The sequence below is a fragment of the Streptomyces sp. CA-250714 genome (assembly GCF_050936705.1).
Classification (GTDB): domain Bacteria; phylum Actinomycetota; class Actinomycetes; order Streptomycetales; family Streptomycetaceae; genus Streptomyces.
This window is the reverse complement of record NZ_JBNJMI010000002.1, coordinates 1068723-1083572: the sequence shown is the minus strand read 5'-3', so window position 1 is coordinate 1083572 and position 14850 is coordinate 1068723. Positions and strand designations below refer to the sequence as shown.

Below are 14850 nucleotides of genomic sequence, written 5' to 3'. Positions count from 1 at the left end.
CCCCGGTCCCGTACCCAGGGACCGGGGACGTCCACGGCTGCGCCGTCCGCCCCCGCCGTGACCTGCGAGACAGCACCGGTCGCCGGTCCCGCATAGGCTGTCCCTCACCGTCCCCCGGCCGCTCCACCGCCGCAGCGGCATCGTCGTCGGCTCGGTATCCGAGCCGGCTCGCCCTCCCGAGAAGGATGCCGTCCCAGATGTCGGAAACCTCCGCCACTCCCGCCTACCCCGTAGGACTCCGCCTGGCCGGGCGCCGCGTCGTGCTGGTCGGTGGCGGCACCGTGGCGCAGCGCCGCCTCCCGGCGCTGCTGGCGGCGGGCGCGGACGTCACGGTCATCGCCCCCGAGGTCACCCCCTCCGTCGAGGCGATGGTGACCAGCGGCGAGATCACCTGGGAGCGCCGCACCTGGCGGGACGGCGATCTCGCGGACGCCTGGTACGCGCTGGCTGCCACCGACGACCCCGGCGTCAACGCCGCCATCGTCGCCGAGGCCGAGTCCCGCCGCGTGTGGTGCGTACGTACGGACGACGCGGACCAGGGCACCGCGTGGACCCCGGCGACCGGGCGCAGCGACGGCATCACCGTCGCCGTCCTCACCAGCGGGGTGCACGGCGCCGCGGGCCGCGACCCGCGCCGCTCGGCCGCCATCCGGGACGCCATCGTCGCCCGCCTCGGCGACGGCACCCTCGTCGCGGAACAGCGCGGGCCGCGCACCGCAGGCGTCGCCCTCGTCGGCGGCGGACCCGGCGACCCGGACCTGATCACGGTGCGGGGCCGCCGGCTGCTGGCCCAGGCCGATGTCGTGGTCGCCGACCGGCTCGGCCCCCGCGACCTGCTGGACGAACTCCCGCCGCACGTCGAGGTCATCGACGCGGCCAAGATCCCCTACGGGCGCGCGATGGCGCAGGAGGCCATCAACGCCGTACTGGTCGAGCACGCCAAAGCCGGGCGGTCCGTCGTACGGCTCAAGGGCGGCGATCCGTTCGTCTTCGGCCGGGGCATGGAGGAGGCCGAGCAGCTCGCGGCCGAGGGCATCCAGGTGACCGTCGTACCGGGCATCTCCAGCTCGATCAGCGTGCCGGGAGCCGTCGGCATCCCCGTCACGCACCGGGGAGTGGCCCACGAGTTCACCGTCGTCAGCGGCCATGTGGCCCCCGACGACCCGCGCTCGCTGGTGGACTGGCCCGCGCTCGCCAGGCTGCGCGGCACCCTCGTGCTGCTGATGGCAGTGGAGAACCTCGGCGCCATCGCCGCCGCGCTCCGTGCGCATGGCCGCCCCGCCGACACCCCCGTCGCCATCGTCCAGGAAGGCACCATGGCGACCGAACGCCGCGTCGACGCCACGCTGGCGACAGCCGCGGAGCGCGCCGCCGCCGAGGAGGTACGCCCTCCGGCCGTCATCGTGATCGGCGACGTGGTCTCGCTGGGCACCCGCCGCGCTGCGGAGGACGCTCAGTAGCCCGGCACCGGATACGGCACACCGCGTACGCGGCAGTAACGACGCATTGGCACTTCGAGCGGGACAAGGCAGTATCGGCCTGTGGCTACAGCATCCTCCAACGGCACTGCCGGCGATCCGCCTGCCGGCAGGCTCGTCACCGTCGACGACCCCGACGACCCCCGGCTGAGCGACTACACGGGCCTGACCGACGTCGAGCTGCGCCGCAAGCGCGAGCCCGCCGAGGGGCTGTTCATCGCCGAGGGCGAGAAGGTGATCCGCCGCGCCCGGCACGCCGGGTACGAGATGCGCTCGATGCTGCTGTCCGCGAAGTGGATCGATGTGATGCGCGACGTCATCGACGAGGTGCCCGCCCCCGTCTACGCCGTCAGCCCGGAACTGGCCGAGCGCGTCACCGGCTACCACGTGCACCGCGGAGCCCTCGCCTCCATGCAGCGCAAGCCCCTCCCGGCACCGGAGGAACTGCTGGCCACGGCCCGCCGTATCGTGATCATGGAGTCGGTGAACGACCACACCAACATCGGTGCCATCTTCCGCAGCGCCGCCGCGCTGGGCATGGACGCCGTACTGCTGTCGCCGGACTGCGCCGACCCGCTCTACCGACGCTCGGTCAAGGTCTCGATGGGCGCTGTCTTCGCCGTGCCCTACGCCCGGCTGGAGAGCTGGCCGCGCGGTCTGGAGACGGTACGTGACGCGGGCTTCCCACTGCTCGCCCTCACCCCTGACGAGAAGGCCGTCCCCATCGACACCGTCACCGCGGGCGGCGCGGAACGCACGGCGCTGATGCTCGGCGCCGAGGGCGAGGGCCTGACCACCCGAGCCCTGCGCGCCGCCGACGAATGGGTCCGCATCCCGATGGCCCACGGCGTCGACTCCCTCAACGTGGGCGCGGCAGCGGCCGTCGCCTTCTACGCGGTGACCCGCTGACGTACCACCGGGCCCGGCCACGCGCCTTCGGGGCTACGGCACCTGTTCCGAGACGCTGCCGAGCCCCCGGGTGGGGCCCTCGCAGCCCTGTGCCGCGGCGATGCCCAGGGCGACCAGCAGGGTGACCGTCACGAAGACGATGAGGCGTTGCCGCAGCAGCCGCCGCCTGCGCGCGGCGGGGCTGAGCCCGCCGGGGCGGGTGCCCCGGGCAGGCCGGCCCTCTCTGCCGGTGGCGGACCTGCCGCTGCCCGTCCGTTCGCCGCCGCCCCGCGGTGGCGGCGGGCTCGTGGGACGGCGTGCCGGGCGCTCCCCGCTCCTGCGGCCGCCGTTGCCGGTCACATGTCCGGCGTCCCGCGAGGGACGCGAAGCGCGCGAGGAGCCCGGCGCGGTCGACCGGGGGGCGCGCGGTGTCGAGGCGCGGGGCGCGCTCGCCGCCCGTTCGCGTTCCCGGCCGGCTCCGTCCCGCTGGGTGCGCTGCTGTACGTGGTCCCGCGGGTACCGCTCGGCGGAGGGCGCTTCGTGCCGTCTGCCGGGTACGGACCTGCCGGAGGCCGGCCCACCGGTTGCCGGCCGTGCGCCCGCGCCCGGCAAGTCGCCCAGCGCGGCGTCTCCGCCGTCGGTCAGCCCGCGAGCCTCGCGTGCCGCGATCTCCTTGAGCCGCAGCGACAGCTGAAGCGTGCTCGGGCGGTCCTCCGGCGACTTGACCAGGCAGGCGTGGATCAGCGGCGCCAGCGCGGCGTGCACCGCGTCCAGCTGTGGCTCCTCGTGCACCACGCGGTAGAGCATCACTTCCGAACTGCCCTGCCCGAACGGGGAGTCCGCCGTGGCCGCGTAGGCCAGCGTGGCGCCCAGCGCGAACACATCCGTCGCTGGGGTGACGGCTGCGCCCCGTACCTGCTCGGGCGCCAGGAAGCCGGGGGAGCCGACGGCGGTGCCGACGTGTGTGAGTGTGCTCGCGCCCGTCGCCCAGGCGATACCGAAGTCGATGATGCGCGGGCCCTTGGGGGACAGCAGGATGTTCGACGGTTTCAGGTCGCGGTGCACGACGCCCGCCTCGTGCACCGCCACCAGGCCCTCGGCGAGCGCGGCGCCGATCGAGGCGACCTGCGCGGCGGGCAGCGGGCCGCCGTCGTTCACCTTGTCGTGCAGCGAGGGGCCCGGCACGTACTGGGTGGCGAACCAGGGCCGGTCGGCCTCCAGGTCGGCCGCCACCAGCCGGGCCGTGCACCCGCCCCTGATCCGCCGCGCGGCCGAGACCTCACGGGCGAAGCGGGAGCGGAACTCCTGGTCCTCGGCCAGGTCCGGCCGGATCACCTTCAGCGCGACCCGCTGGCCGCGCCGGTCCGAACCGAGGTAGACCACGCCCATGCCGCCGGCCCCCAGGCGCCGGTGGAGCCTGAACGAGCCGACGACTCGCGGGTCCTCGCGCCGGAGCCGCATCATCGCCATGTCCGTTCCTACCTCCGGTGTCCGGTGGGCGAATGCCCCACCTCCGGCGCCCGGTGGGGGAGCAGCCCACCGCCGACCGGTCCGTCTGACGACCACAGCTTACGGACTGCCGTGGCAAGGCGACGATAGGCCGCGCACGCGGCGCCGGACGGAATGTCAGAGCCCGCCGGACGACGGGAAGTCCACCGGACGCGCCGGTCCCACGCTCCAGTGCGCCCCCGGCCCTGCGCCGTCAAACCGACGGCGGCGGACGGGGTTTGACGGACCGACGGATACGGAGACGGAGGTCGGCTGCGTACGGCGAACGGCGTCCCCGCCCCGTCCGGCCGGGCGGTTGACCGGCCACTGGCCGCGGTGCGGACACAGCATGGGGAGTGAGAGAACTCACCCCCTCGGGGCCCTCGTCCGACCGAGCGGCGTACCCCCTGGGGGAAGACCCTGGAAAAGCTGACGACGCCTCCACCCTGGGGAGTATGCGGCCCCGCACCGCGTCATCCTGCGGGAGGCCCCCGAGTCGGTACGCGCGCATGACGCCACTGTGCGCGCCGATGCCTAATGTTGTGGTCAAGCGGCGGACGCAGCACTCGTCCCCCGAGGTCAGACGTCCGCCGCCCCAAACAACGATCAGGAGCGGACATGGCACACATCGCCGGGCGCCCGACGCCCACAGGGAAGGGAAAGCTCGCGGCACTCGCCGACCTCGGCACCCGTCCCGGCGGTCGCCGCCATCCGCTGGTGGCAGCCGCCATGGTGCTGCCACTCGCCCTCCTCCTCGGCCTTGTCTCGGGCTGGGGTCGGATGGTGCTGACACAGGCGTCGTCCGTGGCCGGAATGCTGGGATCCTGAGCGATCCCGGGCCCGGTGGAGCGGACCGGGTCGGGGACTTCCGGCTTACAGCCCCGTGGGGACGGGGGTGCGGCGGACGGCACGAGGCCCGGGTAGCTGGGGAGCTACCCGGGCCCTCGCGTATCCACGGTCGCCCGCGCCCCCGCATCCGGCGCCGCATTGCGGCACAGGCACGCGCCGCACGTCGTGGTCGTCGAACCCCTGGAGTACCCATGGCCCTCCCCGACAGACCTGCCGGTGGCACCACGGATAGCACCGCGCTGCACCGAGCGCTCGGCGTACTCGCCGGGGCCCCCGCGGGCAACGGCGAACTGATCGCCGAGCGCCCCGACACCACCGTCGTACGGGCCGGTGACCTGATCGCCAAGGCACACGCGCCCGACACCGAGGCGGCGCGGCTGGACGTACGGGTGAGAGTGGCGGCAGCCGCGACGTACCAGGGCGTGCTGCTGCCACCCGCCTCGGACGGCGGGACGGTGCCGCTGCCGGACGGACGGGTCGGCAGCATCTGGCCGTACGGAGCCCCGGTCGACCCGAGCGACGCGGCAGCCGCCCCCTGGGAGGCGGCGGGCGAGCTCCTGGCCCGGCTGCACACGGCGCCGCTCCCGCCCCCGGCCCAACTCCCCGGCCCCGTGCCGCCGATGCGCGGGCCCGCCAAGGCCCGCCGCGCCCTGAAGCGGATGCGCGGCGCCCCGCGGGGCGCCCATGCCGCGGCGGCCGATGTCGTCGAGCGCGCCTGGGCCGTGCTGCCGCCGTGGTGCAGGGACGAGGAGCCGCCGCCCGACGCGCACACCCTGTGCCACGGCGACTTCCACCTCGGGCAACTCGTCCGGCACCCGCCACCCGACGGCCCCTGGCAGCTCATCGACGTCGACGACCTGGGCCTCGGCGACCCGGCCTGGGACCTGGCGCGCCCCGCCTGCTGGTACGCGGCCGGCCTCCTCCAGCCCGCCGCATGGGGGCGCTTCTTCGGCGCGTACACCCGGCGAGTCCGCGCTGCCGGACCCCGCGCGGGCAGCGCCCTGGACGGCCTGGCGGGTCCCGACCCGTGGGCCTATCTCGACGCGCCCGCCCGCGCGTTGACGGTGCAGAGCGCGGCACTCGGCGTCGCCAAGGCCCGCACCGAGGGCCGGTCGCTGGACGAGGCGGAGGAGGCGTGCCTGGCCGCGTGCGCCCGGATCGCGGCGCTCTTCGAACGGACCGAACTCCCCACGCCGCAGCGGCCGTAGCGCACGGAAGAGGGCCCCGGCGAAACCGCCGGGGCCCTCTGTGTGCTGGTGGACGATACTGGGATTGAACCAGTGACCTCTTCCGTGTCAGGGAAGCGCTCTCCCGCTGAGCTAATCGTCCGTGCGCGGTACTGGGATTGAACCAGTGACCTCTTCCGTGTCAGGGAAGCGCTCTCCCGCTGAGCTAACCGCGCGGAAGGCCCGGCGATGACCGGACCCTGGTGGACGATACTGGGATTGAACCAGTGACCTCTTCCGTGTCAGGGAAGCGCTCTCCCGCTGAGCTAATCGTCCTTGGAGGTGGAGACGGGATTTGAACCCGTGTAGACGGCTTTGCAGGCCGTTGCCTCGCCTCTCGGCCACTCCACCAGGTGCGGAGGGCCCGAAGGTCCCCCACGTCGAGCGGACGACGAGATTCGAACTCGCGACCCTCACCTTGGCAAGGTGATGCTCTACCAGCTGAGCCACGTCCGCAGTACCTGCCCCGGGCCGCGCCCGGGAGGCTGTCCCCGGGGCGCTTGCGCCTCGGCGACGTGTTGAACTTTAGCGGATTCCCGGGCCAGCTCAAATTCCGTTTCCGCAGCGTGGCCGCCCAGCGGCCCTCATAGACTCGAAACCGTGTCCGATCCGACCCCGCTCGCCCGCTTGGGCGGCTGCCTTGCCACCGACCTCCGCGACGTGACCAGCGACCCCGAGGCTCTCGACTCCTCGGGCTGGTGGGCCGTCGTCGCCGACTACGAGGGCGGGCTGTGCTGCGCCCGCTTCGGCGACGTACGCCCCGCCCCCCTCCCCGCGCCGGTGCCGGGCCGCTGGCGGGGCCCCGTGGCCGACGGCTGGGTCAGCTCCCTGGACCGCGCCGCCTACACCGAGGGCGTGCGGCGGATCCGCGCGGCCATCGGAACGGGCGACGTCTACCAGGTCAACCTCTGCCGGGTGCTGTCCGCGCCGCTGCCCGACCCCTCCCCGGCGACCAGCGACATCGACCAGCTCACCGCCCGGCTCGCCCTCGGCACCCCGGCGGCGTACGCGGGAACCGTGCGCCTCCCCGCACACGGCGTGGAGATCGCCACGGCCTCCCCCGAGCTGTATCTGCGCCGTACGGGACGCTCCGTCGAGTCCGGTCCCATAAAAGGCACCGGCCGCTCCGAGGCCGACCTGGGCGAGAAGGAGCGGGCGGAGAACGTGATGATCACGGACCTGGTCCGCAACGACCTCGGCCGGGTCTGCGTGCCCGGCTCCATCACCGTTCCCCAGCTGTGCGCGGCGGAGCCCTACCGGGGCCTGGTCCACCTGGTCTCCACCGTCCGCGGCGAGCTCCCCGACGACGCGGAGGCCCCCGGCGCCGGGCCCGGGGCGTGGGCGCGGCTGCTGGAAGGCACCTTCCCGCCCGGCTCCATCACCGGGGCGCCCAAATCCAGCGCCCTGCGCCTGATCGACGAGCTGGAGACGGTGCCGCGCGGCCCGTACACCGGTGGCATCGGCTGGGTCGACGCCGACCGGGGCGTCGGCGAGCTGGCCGTCGGCATCCGCACCTTCTGGATCGAGCGCGACCACCCACGCCCCCTGCTGCGCTTCGGCGCCGGCGCGGGCATCATCTGGGACTCCGACCCGGAGCAGGAATGGCGGGAGACCGAACTGAAGGCTTCCCGGCTGCTCGCGGTAGCGTCGGGGGAGTACGACGACCACGAGACGCCGAGGCGCGCACCGGACACGAGCGGCGCACGCCCGGTGACACAGCGGCCCCTAGAGGCTCCCTGAGGTGAACAGCAGTGAAGATCTGGCTCGACGGCGGACTGCGGGACGCACACAGCGCGAACGTCTCCGTGCTCGACCACGGGCTGACGGTCGGCGACGGCGTCTTCGAGACCGTCAAGACCACTGACGGCACGCCGTTCGCCCTCACCCGGCACCTGCACCGGCTCGCCTCCTCCGCACGCGGCCTCGGCCTGCCCGAGCCCGACCCGGACGAGGTACGGCGGGCCTGCGGCGCCGTCATCGCCGCGAACCCGATGCCGTACGGCAGGCTGCGGATCACCTACACCGGCGGCCTCTCCCCGCTCGGCTCGGACCGCGGGGAGGCGACGCCCACCCTCGTCGTCGCCCTCGGCCAGGCGACCCGCCGCCCGGACACCACCTCGGTCGTCACCGTCCCGTGGACCCGCAACGAGCGCGGCGCGATCACCGGGCTGAAGACCACCTCGTACGCCGAGAACGTCGTCGCTCTCGCCCGCGCCCGCCAACACGCCGCCACCGAGGCCCTGTTCCCCAACACCCACGGACAGCTGTGCGAGGGCACCGGCTCCAACGTCTTCGTCGTCCTCGACGGCGAACTGCACACGCCGCCGCTCTCCTCCGGCTGTCTCGCGGGCATCACCAGGGCGCTGGTCCTCGAATGGGTGGGCGCCAGTGAGACGGAGCTGCCGATGGACGTGCTGGAGCAGGCCGAGGAGATCTTCGTGACCTCCAGCCTCCGCGACGTCCAGGCCGTGTCGCGGCTGGACGGACGCACCCTGCCCGGCGCGCCAGGACCGGTGACCGCCAAGGCGATGCGGGTCTTCGAAGAGCGCTCGGCAGCCGACATCGACCCGTGAAACCGGTGGTGGGAACGGCGGCCGACGGGTAGAACCGGACCGTGACGACCACCCTGCGCCCCACCGGTCCCGAGCGCCGCACCGCCGAGGGCAGACGCTCGCGCGCGTACGAGATCTGTGTCAACTCCCGCCCGGTGGGCGCCGTCTCCCTCCTCGGCCCGGCCGCCGACGGGCCGGCGCTCGGCCGGCTGGAGCGGCTGTACGTCGAGGAGGGCGAGCGGCGCCGGGGGCGGGGGACCGTCGCGGCGCTGGCCGCCGAGGAGGTCCTGCGGGGCTGGGGCTGCACACACATGGAGGCCAGCGTTCCGCTGCCGCCCGACGCGGACGGCGACGGCGGCGGGGACACGCCACCTCCCAGCGTGCGCCTGCTGGGTGTCCTCGGCTACACGGAACGCAGCTGCCACATGAGCAAGCAACTGGACGCGCGCCCCGAACTACCGCCCGGCAGCGCGGTCCGGGCACTGTCGGACGCCGAGTTCGACGCCTGGTGGGAAGCGGGCGCCACGACCTTCATCGACGGCCTGGTCACCCGCGGCTTCAGCCCTGAACAGGCCGCCGCCAGGTCCGCGGCCGTCCGCCGCACCCAACTGCCGGACGGCGCCGCCTCGCCGGGAGTCGCGCTGCGGGTCCTCGTTCATGAGGGCACCGACGTCGGCTCGATCTGGCTGGCCTTCGCCGGGCTGCCCCGCACCGATGTGGACGCCTGGGTCTACGACATCAACGTGGCGCCCGAGCGGCGCGGAGAGGGCCACGGCCGCTCGCTGATGCTGGCCGCGGAGCGCATCTGCCTGGACGCGGGAGCCGACCGGCTCGGCCTCAACGTCTTCGCCGAGAACACCCCCGCCCGCCGGCTCTACACCTCGCTGGGCTACCACCCGCTGGAACGCTTCTACGTCAAGCCCCTGCTCTAGGGCGTGTCCGGCGCAGACTGCCCAAGCTCCGCAGCACGCGCCCCGAAGGGGCGCGGGGAACCGCGCGAGCAACCGCAACGCACCCGCACTCCGCAAGTGGCGGCAGGGGCACCCCCTGACCGGAACAACGGGGAGGGCCGGTCAAGATCCGCCGGACACGGCGAAGCCCTCCGGCCAGGAATCAGCGCCCCAGCACCCGGTCGGCGATCTCCTCGATGCGCTCCCGCAGCCCCTCCTGGCTCTGGCCGCCGTCCAGCCGCTGTCCGTCGATGACGTACGTCGGCGTCCCCTTCACCCCGATCGCCTTGCCCTCGGCCTGGTCGGCGTCCACCACCAGCAGATGCCGGCCGTCGATCAGCGCGGAGGAGAACTCCTCGGCGTCCAGGCCCAGTTCACGCGCCACCTCCACCAGCAGCTCCTCGCCGCGCCCGCTGAGCTCCCCGGTACGGGCCAGCAGCGCCTCGGCGTACTCCTCGCCCTTGCCCTGCTCGTACGCCTCCTCGAACGCCTGGGCCGCCGCGTAGGCGTGCTTGTTCTTCTCCAGCGGGAAGTGCCGCAGCCGGATCTCCAGCGAGTCGCCGTACCGTTCCCGCAGCGACCGCAGATCGGTCTGCGCCCGGTGGCAGTCCGGGCACTGGAGGTCGCACCACACATCGAGCGTGGCGAGGGCGTGCGGGTCCCTCCCGGCCGAAGACTGGGGAAGGGAGGTGCCGGAGTCGGTGGTGTTGTCCATGGCCACAGTCTCTCAGCCGCGCGGAGGGGCCCGACCCCGAGATGTCCCTGAACCGGAGGCCAAGCCATGGCGGCCGCGGCCCGCCTGGTGCGACGATGGAGACATGCTCACCACCACCGTCTGCGCCGCGCTCTCCGCCGCGGGCCTCGCCGTCGCCTTCCTGACGGCGTGGCGGCGCCGCTTCGCCGCCGCGACGCGGCTGGCCGCCGTCGCGCTGGTGCCGGTCGGGCTGGCGATGTCCGGGCTGGTCGGCCTCGGCGGCAAGATCGGCAGGGCGTTCGGCAGTTGGGCGGCCGACCTGGTGCTCAAGCCCACCGTCTGGGCCGGGTTCGCCGTGCTGGCCTGCGCCGTCGTGCTGTGGATCATCGGCCGCGCCGCTGCCGGCCGTGCCGCGTCCAAGCCCGCCCGCCGGTCCCGTGCCGCGGAACCCGCCGCGGGCACCCCCGCCCTCGGCTCCTCCGCCCCACCCGCCACCCAGCGGAAGGCCAAGCCCGAGAAGGCCAAGGCCGGCAAGAACAAGCCCGCCGAGTCCGGCGAGGACTTCTCCGACATCGAAGCGATCCTCAAGAAGCACGGCATCTAGCGGCGACTACCGACTACCGACCGGGCTGGAGCCGGCTCGCACCGGCACCCGCCTCGCTCACGTGTGTCCGCGGCTCTAGCATGCCTGTCCGGACAATGAGGGGCTTTCCACTGGAAACCACCAGGAAAGAGGGCGTGCGGTCGTACGCGGTCGTGAGGTCTGCGACATGATCACCGCGAGATGGACACGACGCCGAACTCCGCGATCGAGCTCGACGAGCTGCCGCCCTCCGAGCCCAAGGGATGTCTGTACGCACTCTCCCAACCGCCGCTGATGCTGTTCCTCGCTGTGATCGCGGTGTTGCTCGGCGCGGCGGGGGCGCACGATCTGCTCCTGCTGTGAGCGGCCGGTGAGGAACCACGGCGAGCGTGTACGGCGCGGAGCTCAGCTCCGGGTGGCCTCGGCCGACTCCCGCTGCCGCGCACGGTAGGCGGCCACGTGGAGACGGTTGCCGCAGGTGCGGCTGTCGCAGTAGCGGCGGGAGCGGTTGCGGGACAGATCGACGAAGGCGCGCCGGCAGTCGGGCGCCGAGCAGCGCCGCAGCCGGTCACGCTCGCCGGAGACGAGGACGAACGCCAGCGCCATGCCGCCGTCGGCCGCCAGATGCTGCGCGAGGGACGCGCCGGGCGCGAAGTAGTGGACGTGCCAGTCGTAGCCGTCGTGGTCGGTGAGCTGCGGCGTCGTCCCGGCCTCCGCGACCAGCGCGTTGATCAGCCGGGCCGCCGTACGTGAGTCCTCCGCCGCGAACACCTGCGCGAAGCGCTCCCGCGCCTCCCGTACGGCCCGCAGGTCCTCCTCGGTGAGCGTGCCGACACCGCTGACGCTGTTGCGCTCGACGTAGGCACGCAGATCCGCCACGGACACCAGCGTGTCGGGGGTGTCGCCGTCCGCCATGGTGTTCAGCAGCTCGACCACCTGGTCGAGCGCGCACCGGGTGTCGTGGTTGATCTGCACGGGCCGCTCCTGCCGTGTCCGGGAACATCTCCGGCCTGATGCGGAAGCCTAGTCGCTGCGCCTCGCGCGGGAGTCGGCTGTTTTCGGACGGTGGCAGTTCGGTTGCCGAACGCAGCGACGCCGCCGCCGCGTATCTCTACGCGGCGGCGGCGTCGCAGTGTGCCGTTACACGAAGCGGTGCCGTGGCACACGGCTGCCAGTCCCTTCGGCCGTCGCCCCGAGTCGGACGGCCGCGGTGACCGGCGGTCTCAGCTCTCGGCGAGGATGTGCGAGAGCTCGGTGTCGAGGTCGAAGTGGCGGTGCTCGGTACCGGGCGGCACCGCCGCGTCGGTCCGCTTGAGGAAGGATTCCAGTGCCCGCGCCGGGGCCTCGAGCAGGGCCTCGCCCTCCGGGGAGCTGAGGGCGATGCAGGCCACGGACTGACCGTGGCTGCGGGACGGCCAGACTCGGACGTCCCCGGTGCCCGTGGGCCGGTGCAGGCCCTCGGCCAGGAGATCGCGGGCGAAAACCCATTCCACGGTCTCCTCGGCACCGGTGTGGAAGGTGGCGTGCACGGCGTAGGGGTCCGCCGTGTCGTACCGCAGGCCCGCTGGTACAGGCAGTGAGGACTCGCTCGAAACAACGAGGCGCAGGTGCAGCTCACAGCTCACCGTTGTGTTCATAAGCGCCAGGGCCTTTCGCTCAGTGTGCGCTCGGGGATTCGCACGTCGGCGAAATCGACATGCCACCTACGCGCCGGTTGTAAACCCCTCTGACTGATTTGTACGGAATCGAATCCTTCGTACGGCTCTTGTAGGTTTGAGACGTACGGCCAATCAAGTGAACGGGCCTGATCGAAAGGTGTCAGGTACCTTGTCCCTCATGACTGCGGAGAGTGACGCGATGCCGCGTGATACCCGGGAAGAAAAGCCGCTCGGCTCCCGCGCGCCGAGATTCGTGCAGGCTTCCCGGCCGCTGCACATGAGCTGGCGTGTCGGAATCTTCCTCGTTGGCCTGGCCATCGTGACCGGCGGCGTGATCATGCTGCCGCTGCCGGGTCCGGGCTGGCTGGTGATCTTCGGCGGGATGGCCGTGTGGGCGACCGAGTTCGTCTGGGCGCAGCACGTCCTGCGGTGGACCAAGCGCAAGTACCAGGAGGGCACCCAGTGGATCAAGGACCGGCGGGCGGCGCGCAAGGAGCGCAGGCTCGCCCAGCGGGCGGAACGGCAGTCCCGCTGAGGGCCTGCTGCTGGTCATGAGCACCCGCTGACATGCGGTAATGTTGTGCGCGCCAGCGGGCGATTAGCTCAGCGGGAGAGCGCTTCGTTCACACCGAAGAGGTCACTGGTTCGAACCCAGTATCGCCCACCCTGTGCACCGGGGCCCGGAAGCGACCAGCTTCCGGGCCCCGGTGCGTTCCGGGAGGTCGGCCGCGGTTCCCGGGAGGTCGCGTGAGCCGCAACCACTACCGCTTCCGCGCGGCATGGAGGCTCGCCGCTCCGCCGGCGCGCGTCTTCGCCGTACTGGGGCGGGCCGAGAGATATCCCGAGTGGTGGCCCCAGGTGCGCCGCCTCGCCAGGACCGGGGAGGACAGCGGCACCCTGCGCATCCGCTCCGTGCTGCCGTACGAACTCTCCGTAACTCTCCGCACATCTCGCCGCGACCCCGCAGCCGGAATCCTCGAGATCGGCATGAGCGGCGACATGGACGGCTGGGCCCGCTGGACCGTACGCCACCACGGCACCGGCACCATCGCGGTCTTCGAACAGGACGTGGAGGTCAACAGGCGGCTCCTGCGCGTGCTCGCCGTACCGGGCCGGCCGTTGTTCATCGTCAACCACAAGCTGATGATGCGCAGCGGTCTGCGGGGTCTGCGGGCCCTGCTGGAAAGGGGTTTGGATGAAGAGTGAGGCGCACTGTATTGTTCTGCCCGTGCCGCCGCGCCGTCGGCGGAACGCTCGGGGCGATTAGCTCAGTGGGAGAGCGCTTCGTTCACACCGAAGAGGTCACTGGTTCGAACCCAGTATCGCCCACCCCGTGTTCACCTGAGATCACCGGAGGCCGGACCGTCAGCAGACGGGACGGCCTCTTTTTCGTTTCCCGGATTTCCCCCTCGCCGACTGCGGCGCTTTCAAGAGTGGTCGTTTGCCGCACAGATCCGTGGTCAGGAGAAGGAGGGGAGTGGCCGGGACACGGAGAGCGTGATGCGAGTCGCCGCCGACGACGATGAAATCCACTGGAGACGCGAACTGCCCGCCAGCAACACGGCAGCCACCTGGCGTGCCCGGCAGAAGCTGAGCACGGCAGCCCGCGCGATGCTGCGCGCCGCGGCCCTCGCCGCCCGCCGGAACACCGGCTTCCATGGGGCTCGCGGTGAGCGGCGAGCCGACGCCTTCACCGAACAGGTGCGGTACGACGAGAGCCCCGAGGAGGGCAGCGCCGGCCGGCTGCTGACCGCCCGCGTCACACCGGGCCCCGCGGACGGCAGCCGCGAGCTCGCCGTACTCGGCCGCGCCCTGCGGGCGACCGCCGACGCCGTGTGCCGCTACCGCGCCACGGGTGCCACCGAGCACTTCGACACCGCCGTGGCGGACGGCTGCTGCGCCGAACTCACCGACTCGCTCTGCGAATTGATACGCGGTACCGAAGGCGTACGGATCACCCTGGCCTGGTCGCGGACGGCCGGGACGCCGCAGGGCTGCCCGCCGCGCCCGCTGCCCGTCGTCTTCACCCCCGGCGACCTGCCCGCGCTGGAACTGGCCGGACGGCACTACACCCGCGCGGAACCCTCCGTGCCCGTGCGGTTGACGGGCACCGTCGTACGGCTGCGCCGCGCAAGGCCCGACGGACCCGGGTCGGTACGGCTGGATGTGCTCGCCGGGGCCGAGGTCACCCAGGTACGGGCCCGGCTGGACGAGGAGGGCTACCGCCGTGCCGTCCACGCCCACCTGGCAGGGCTGCCGCTGCGGATCGCCGGGCTGCTGGAGAGCAGAGGCGGCTTCCGCCGGCTCAGCGGCGCGTACGACATCGCCCCCGTGCCGGTGCCCGAGGCGGCGCGGGAACGGTTGCTGAAGCAGCTGCGGAACGGCCTCGACGACTTCGAGCAGGGCATGGGCGGCTGAGCCGGCACTGCCGGAGCGCGCACCGGCCGCCGGCCGGTGCGCGGTCGGCGCCGTGACCGTTTCGCG

Annotated in this window: 16 protein-coding genes and 7 tRNA genes; 14 read left to right on the top strand and 9 right to left on the bottom strand. The window is 72.9% G+C overall.

The genetic code is table 11. The features are described 5' to 3' along the window. Positions 1-197: 197 nt before the first annotated feature. Both cobA and ACQEU8_RS23765 read left to right on the top strand, forming a co-directional pair. The gene (cobA, locus tag ACQEU8_RS23770; RefSeq protein WP_433104321.1) at positions 198-1460 is read left to right on the top strand and encodes a uroporphyrinogen-III C-methyltransferase; all 1263 of its coding nucleotides are present in this window, start codon (positions 198-200) and stop codon (positions 1458-1460) included. An 81-nt stretch (positions 1461-1541) separates the two neighbouring features. Next, positions 1542-2387, top strand: a complete 846-nt coding sequence (locus ACQEU8_RS23765; protein ID WP_433104319.1) for a TrmH family RNA methyltransferase — start codon at positions 1542-1544, stop codon at positions 2385-2387. 33 nt (positions 2388-2420) lie between these two features. On the opposite strand, the gene ACQEU8_RS23760 is transcribed toward ACQEU8_RS23765, so the two are convergent. Next, positions 2421-3836, bottom strand: a complete 1416-nt coding sequence (locus ACQEU8_RS23760; RefSeq protein WP_433104317.1) for a protein kinase domain-containing protein — start codon at positions 3834-3836, stop codon at positions 2421-2423. Between the two features lie 636 nt (positions 3837-4472). Here ACQEU8_RS23760 and ACQEU8_RS23755 point away from each other — a divergent pair. Continuing rightward, entirely contained in the window at positions 4473-4682 is a 210-nt protein-coding gene (locus ACQEU8_RS23755) for a hypothetical protein (RefSeq protein WP_433104315.1), read from the top strand. A gap of 212 nt (positions 4683-4894) precedes the next feature. Continuing rightward, entirely contained in the window at positions 4895-5911 is a 1017-nt protein-coding gene (locus tag ACQEU8_RS23750) for a phosphotransferase family protein (RefSeq protein ID WP_433104313.1), read from the top strand. Positions 5912-5957: 46 nt separating this feature from the next. Here ACQEU8_RS23750 and ACQEU8_RS23745 read toward each other — a convergent pair. The 5 genes from ACQEU8_RS23745 to ACQEU8_RS23725 all read right to left on the bottom strand — a co-directional run bounded on the left by ACQEU8_RS23745 (position 5958) and on the right by ACQEU8_RS23725 (position 6385). Continuing rightward, positions 5958-6032: transfer RNA gene (locus tag ACQEU8_RS23745), tRNA-Val, on the bottom strand. A gap of 1 nt (position 6033) precedes the next feature. Beyond that, positions 6034-6105 (bottom strand) — tRNA-Val (locus ACQEU8_RS23740). A gap of 25 nt (positions 6106-6130) precedes the next feature. After that, positions 6131-6205: transfer RNA gene (locus tag ACQEU8_RS23735), tRNA-Val, on the bottom strand. Between the two features lies 1 nt (position 6206). Further along, positions 6207-6280 (bottom strand) — tRNA-Cys (locus ACQEU8_RS23730). A gap of 32 nt (positions 6281-6312) precedes the next feature. Next, positions 6313-6385, bottom strand: a tRNA-Gly gene (locus tag ACQEU8_RS23725). 144 nt (positions 6386-6529) lie between these two features. On the opposite strand from ACQEU8_RS23725, the gene ACQEU8_RS23720 reads away from it, so the two are divergent. The 3 genes from ACQEU8_RS23720 to ACQEU8_RS23710 are packed head-to-tail and all read left to right on the top strand — an operon-like array spanning position 6530 to position 9413. Further along, positions 6530-7669, top strand: a complete 1140-nt coding sequence (locus ACQEU8_RS23720) for a chorismate-binding protein (RefSeq protein ID WP_433104311.1) — start codon at positions 6530-6532, stop codon at positions 7667-7669. 11 nt (positions 7670-7680) lie between these two features. After that, entirely contained in the window at positions 7681-8502 is an 822-nt protein-coding gene (locus ACQEU8_RS23715) for an aminotransferase class IV (protein WP_433104309.1), read from the top strand. A gap of 41 nt (positions 8503-8543) precedes the next feature. After that, a complete protein-coding gene (locus ACQEU8_RS23710; RefSeq protein WP_433104307.1) occupies positions 8544-9413 on the top strand; it encodes a GNAT family N-acetyltransferase in 870 nt (289 codons plus the stop codon). A 181-nt stretch (positions 9414-9594) separates the two neighbouring features. Here ACQEU8_RS23710 and ACQEU8_RS23705 read toward each other — a convergent pair whose 3' ends face one another. Then, the gene (locus ACQEU8_RS23705) at positions 9595-10146 is read right to left on the bottom strand and encodes a DsbA family protein (protein WP_433104305.1); all 552 of its coding nucleotides are present in this window, start codon (positions 10144-10146) and stop codon (positions 9595-9597) included. 103 nt (positions 10147-10249) lie between these two features. Between ACQEU8_RS23705 and ACQEU8_RS23700 the strand changes: the two genes are divergently transcribed. Then, positions 10250-10729 carry a hypothetical protein gene (locus tag ACQEU8_RS23700; RefSeq protein WP_433104303.1) on the top strand — a complete coding sequence of 160 codons (480 nt, stop codon included), beginning with the start codon at positions 10250-10252 and terminating at the stop codon, positions 10727-10729. Between the two features lie 180 nt (positions 10730-10909). Next, on the top strand, positions 10910-11071 hold the full coding sequence (locus tag ACQEU8_RS23695; RefSeq protein WP_276474314.1) for a hypothetical protein: 162 nt from the start codon (positions 10910-10912) through the stop codon (positions 11069-11071). A 42-nt stretch (positions 11072-11113) separates the two neighbouring features. On the opposite strand, the gene ACQEU8_RS23690 is transcribed toward ACQEU8_RS23695, so the two are convergent. Both ACQEU8_RS23690 and ACQEU8_RS23685 read right to left on the bottom strand, forming a co-directional pair. Continuing rightward, positions 11114-11683 (bottom strand): CGNR zinc finger domain-containing protein, encoded by a 570-nt coding sequence (locus tag ACQEU8_RS23690; RefSeq protein WP_433104300.1) that lies wholly within the window; start codon positions 11681-11683, stop codon positions 11114-11116. Positions 11684-11931: 248 nt separating this feature from the next. Then, a complete protein-coding gene (locus ACQEU8_RS23685) occupies positions 11932-12345 on the bottom strand; it encodes an SsgA family sporulation/cell division regulator (RefSeq protein ID WP_026005227.1) in 414 nt (137 codons plus the stop codon). 199 nt (positions 12346-12544) lie between these two features. On the opposite strand from ACQEU8_RS23685, the gene ACQEU8_RS23680 reads away from it, so the two are divergent. The 5 genes from ACQEU8_RS23680 to ACQEU8_RS23660 all read left to right on the top strand — a co-directional run bounded on the left by ACQEU8_RS23680 (position 12545) and on the right by ACQEU8_RS23660 (position 14784). Further along, entirely contained in the window at positions 12545-12901 is a 357-nt protein-coding gene (locus ACQEU8_RS23680) for a TIGR02611 family protein (protein ID WP_433104298.1), read from the top strand. A 57-nt stretch (positions 12902-12958) separates the two neighbouring features. Further along, positions 12959-13030, top strand: a tRNA-Val gene (locus tag ACQEU8_RS23675). Between the two features lie 83 nt (positions 13031-13113). Next, positions 13114-13572: an SRPBCC family protein gene (locus ACQEU8_RS23670; RefSeq protein WP_433104296.1), complete on the top strand. Its 459-nt coding sequence runs from the start codon at positions 13114-13116 to the stop codon at positions 13570-13572. A 51-nt stretch (positions 13573-13623) separates the two neighbouring features. Then, positions 13624-13695: transfer RNA gene (locus ACQEU8_RS23665), tRNA-Val, on the top strand. A 171-nt stretch (positions 13696-13866) separates the two neighbouring features. Continuing rightward, the gene (locus ACQEU8_RS23660) at positions 13867-14784 is read left to right on the top strand and encodes a hypothetical protein (protein ID WP_433104294.1); all 918 of its coding nucleotides are present in this window, start codon (positions 13867-13869) and stop codon (positions 14782-14784) included. Positions 14785-14850: the final 66 nt, after the last annotated feature.

Coding starts and splice junctions, on each gene's coding strand:
- ACQEU8_RS23755 (WP_433104315.1), top strand. CDS start 4,473: ATGGCACACATCGCCGGGCGCCCGACGCCCACAGGGAAGGGAAAGCTC.
- ACQEU8_RS23760 (WP_433104317.1), bottom strand. CDS start 3,836: ATGGCGATGATGCGGCTCCGGCGCGAGGACCCGCGAGTCGTCGGCTCG.
- ACQEU8_RS23705 (WP_433104305.1), bottom strand. CDS start 10,146: ATGGACAACACCACCGACTCCGGCACCTCCCTTCCCCAGTCTTCGGCC.
- ACQEU8_RS23750 (WP_433104313.1), top strand. CDS start 4,895: ATGGCCCTCCCCGACAGACCTGCCGGTGGCACCACGGATAGCACCGCG.
- ACQEU8_RS23660 (WP_433104294.1), top strand. CDS start 13,867: ATGCGAGTCGCCGCCGACGACGATGAAATCCACTGGAGACGCGAACTG.
- ACQEU8_RS23700 (WP_433104303.1), top strand. CDS start 10,250: ATGCTCACCACCACCGTCTGCGCCGCGCTCTCCGCCGCGGGCCTCGCC.
- ACQEU8_RS23685 (WP_026005227.1), bottom strand. CDS start 12,345: ATGAACACAACGGTGAGCTGTGAGCTGCACCTGCGCCTCGTTGTTTCG.
- cobA (WP_433104321.1), top strand. CDS start 198: ATGTCGGAAACCTCCGCCACTCCCGCCTACCCCGTAGGACTCCGCCTG.
- ACQEU8_RS23695 (WP_276474314.1), top strand. CDS start 10,910: ATGGACACGACGCCGAACTCCGCGATCGAGCTCGACGAGCTGCCGCCC.
- ACQEU8_RS23680 (WP_433104298.1), top strand. CDS start 12,545: ATGACTGCGGAGAGTGACGCGATGCCGCGTGATACCCGGGAAGAAAAG.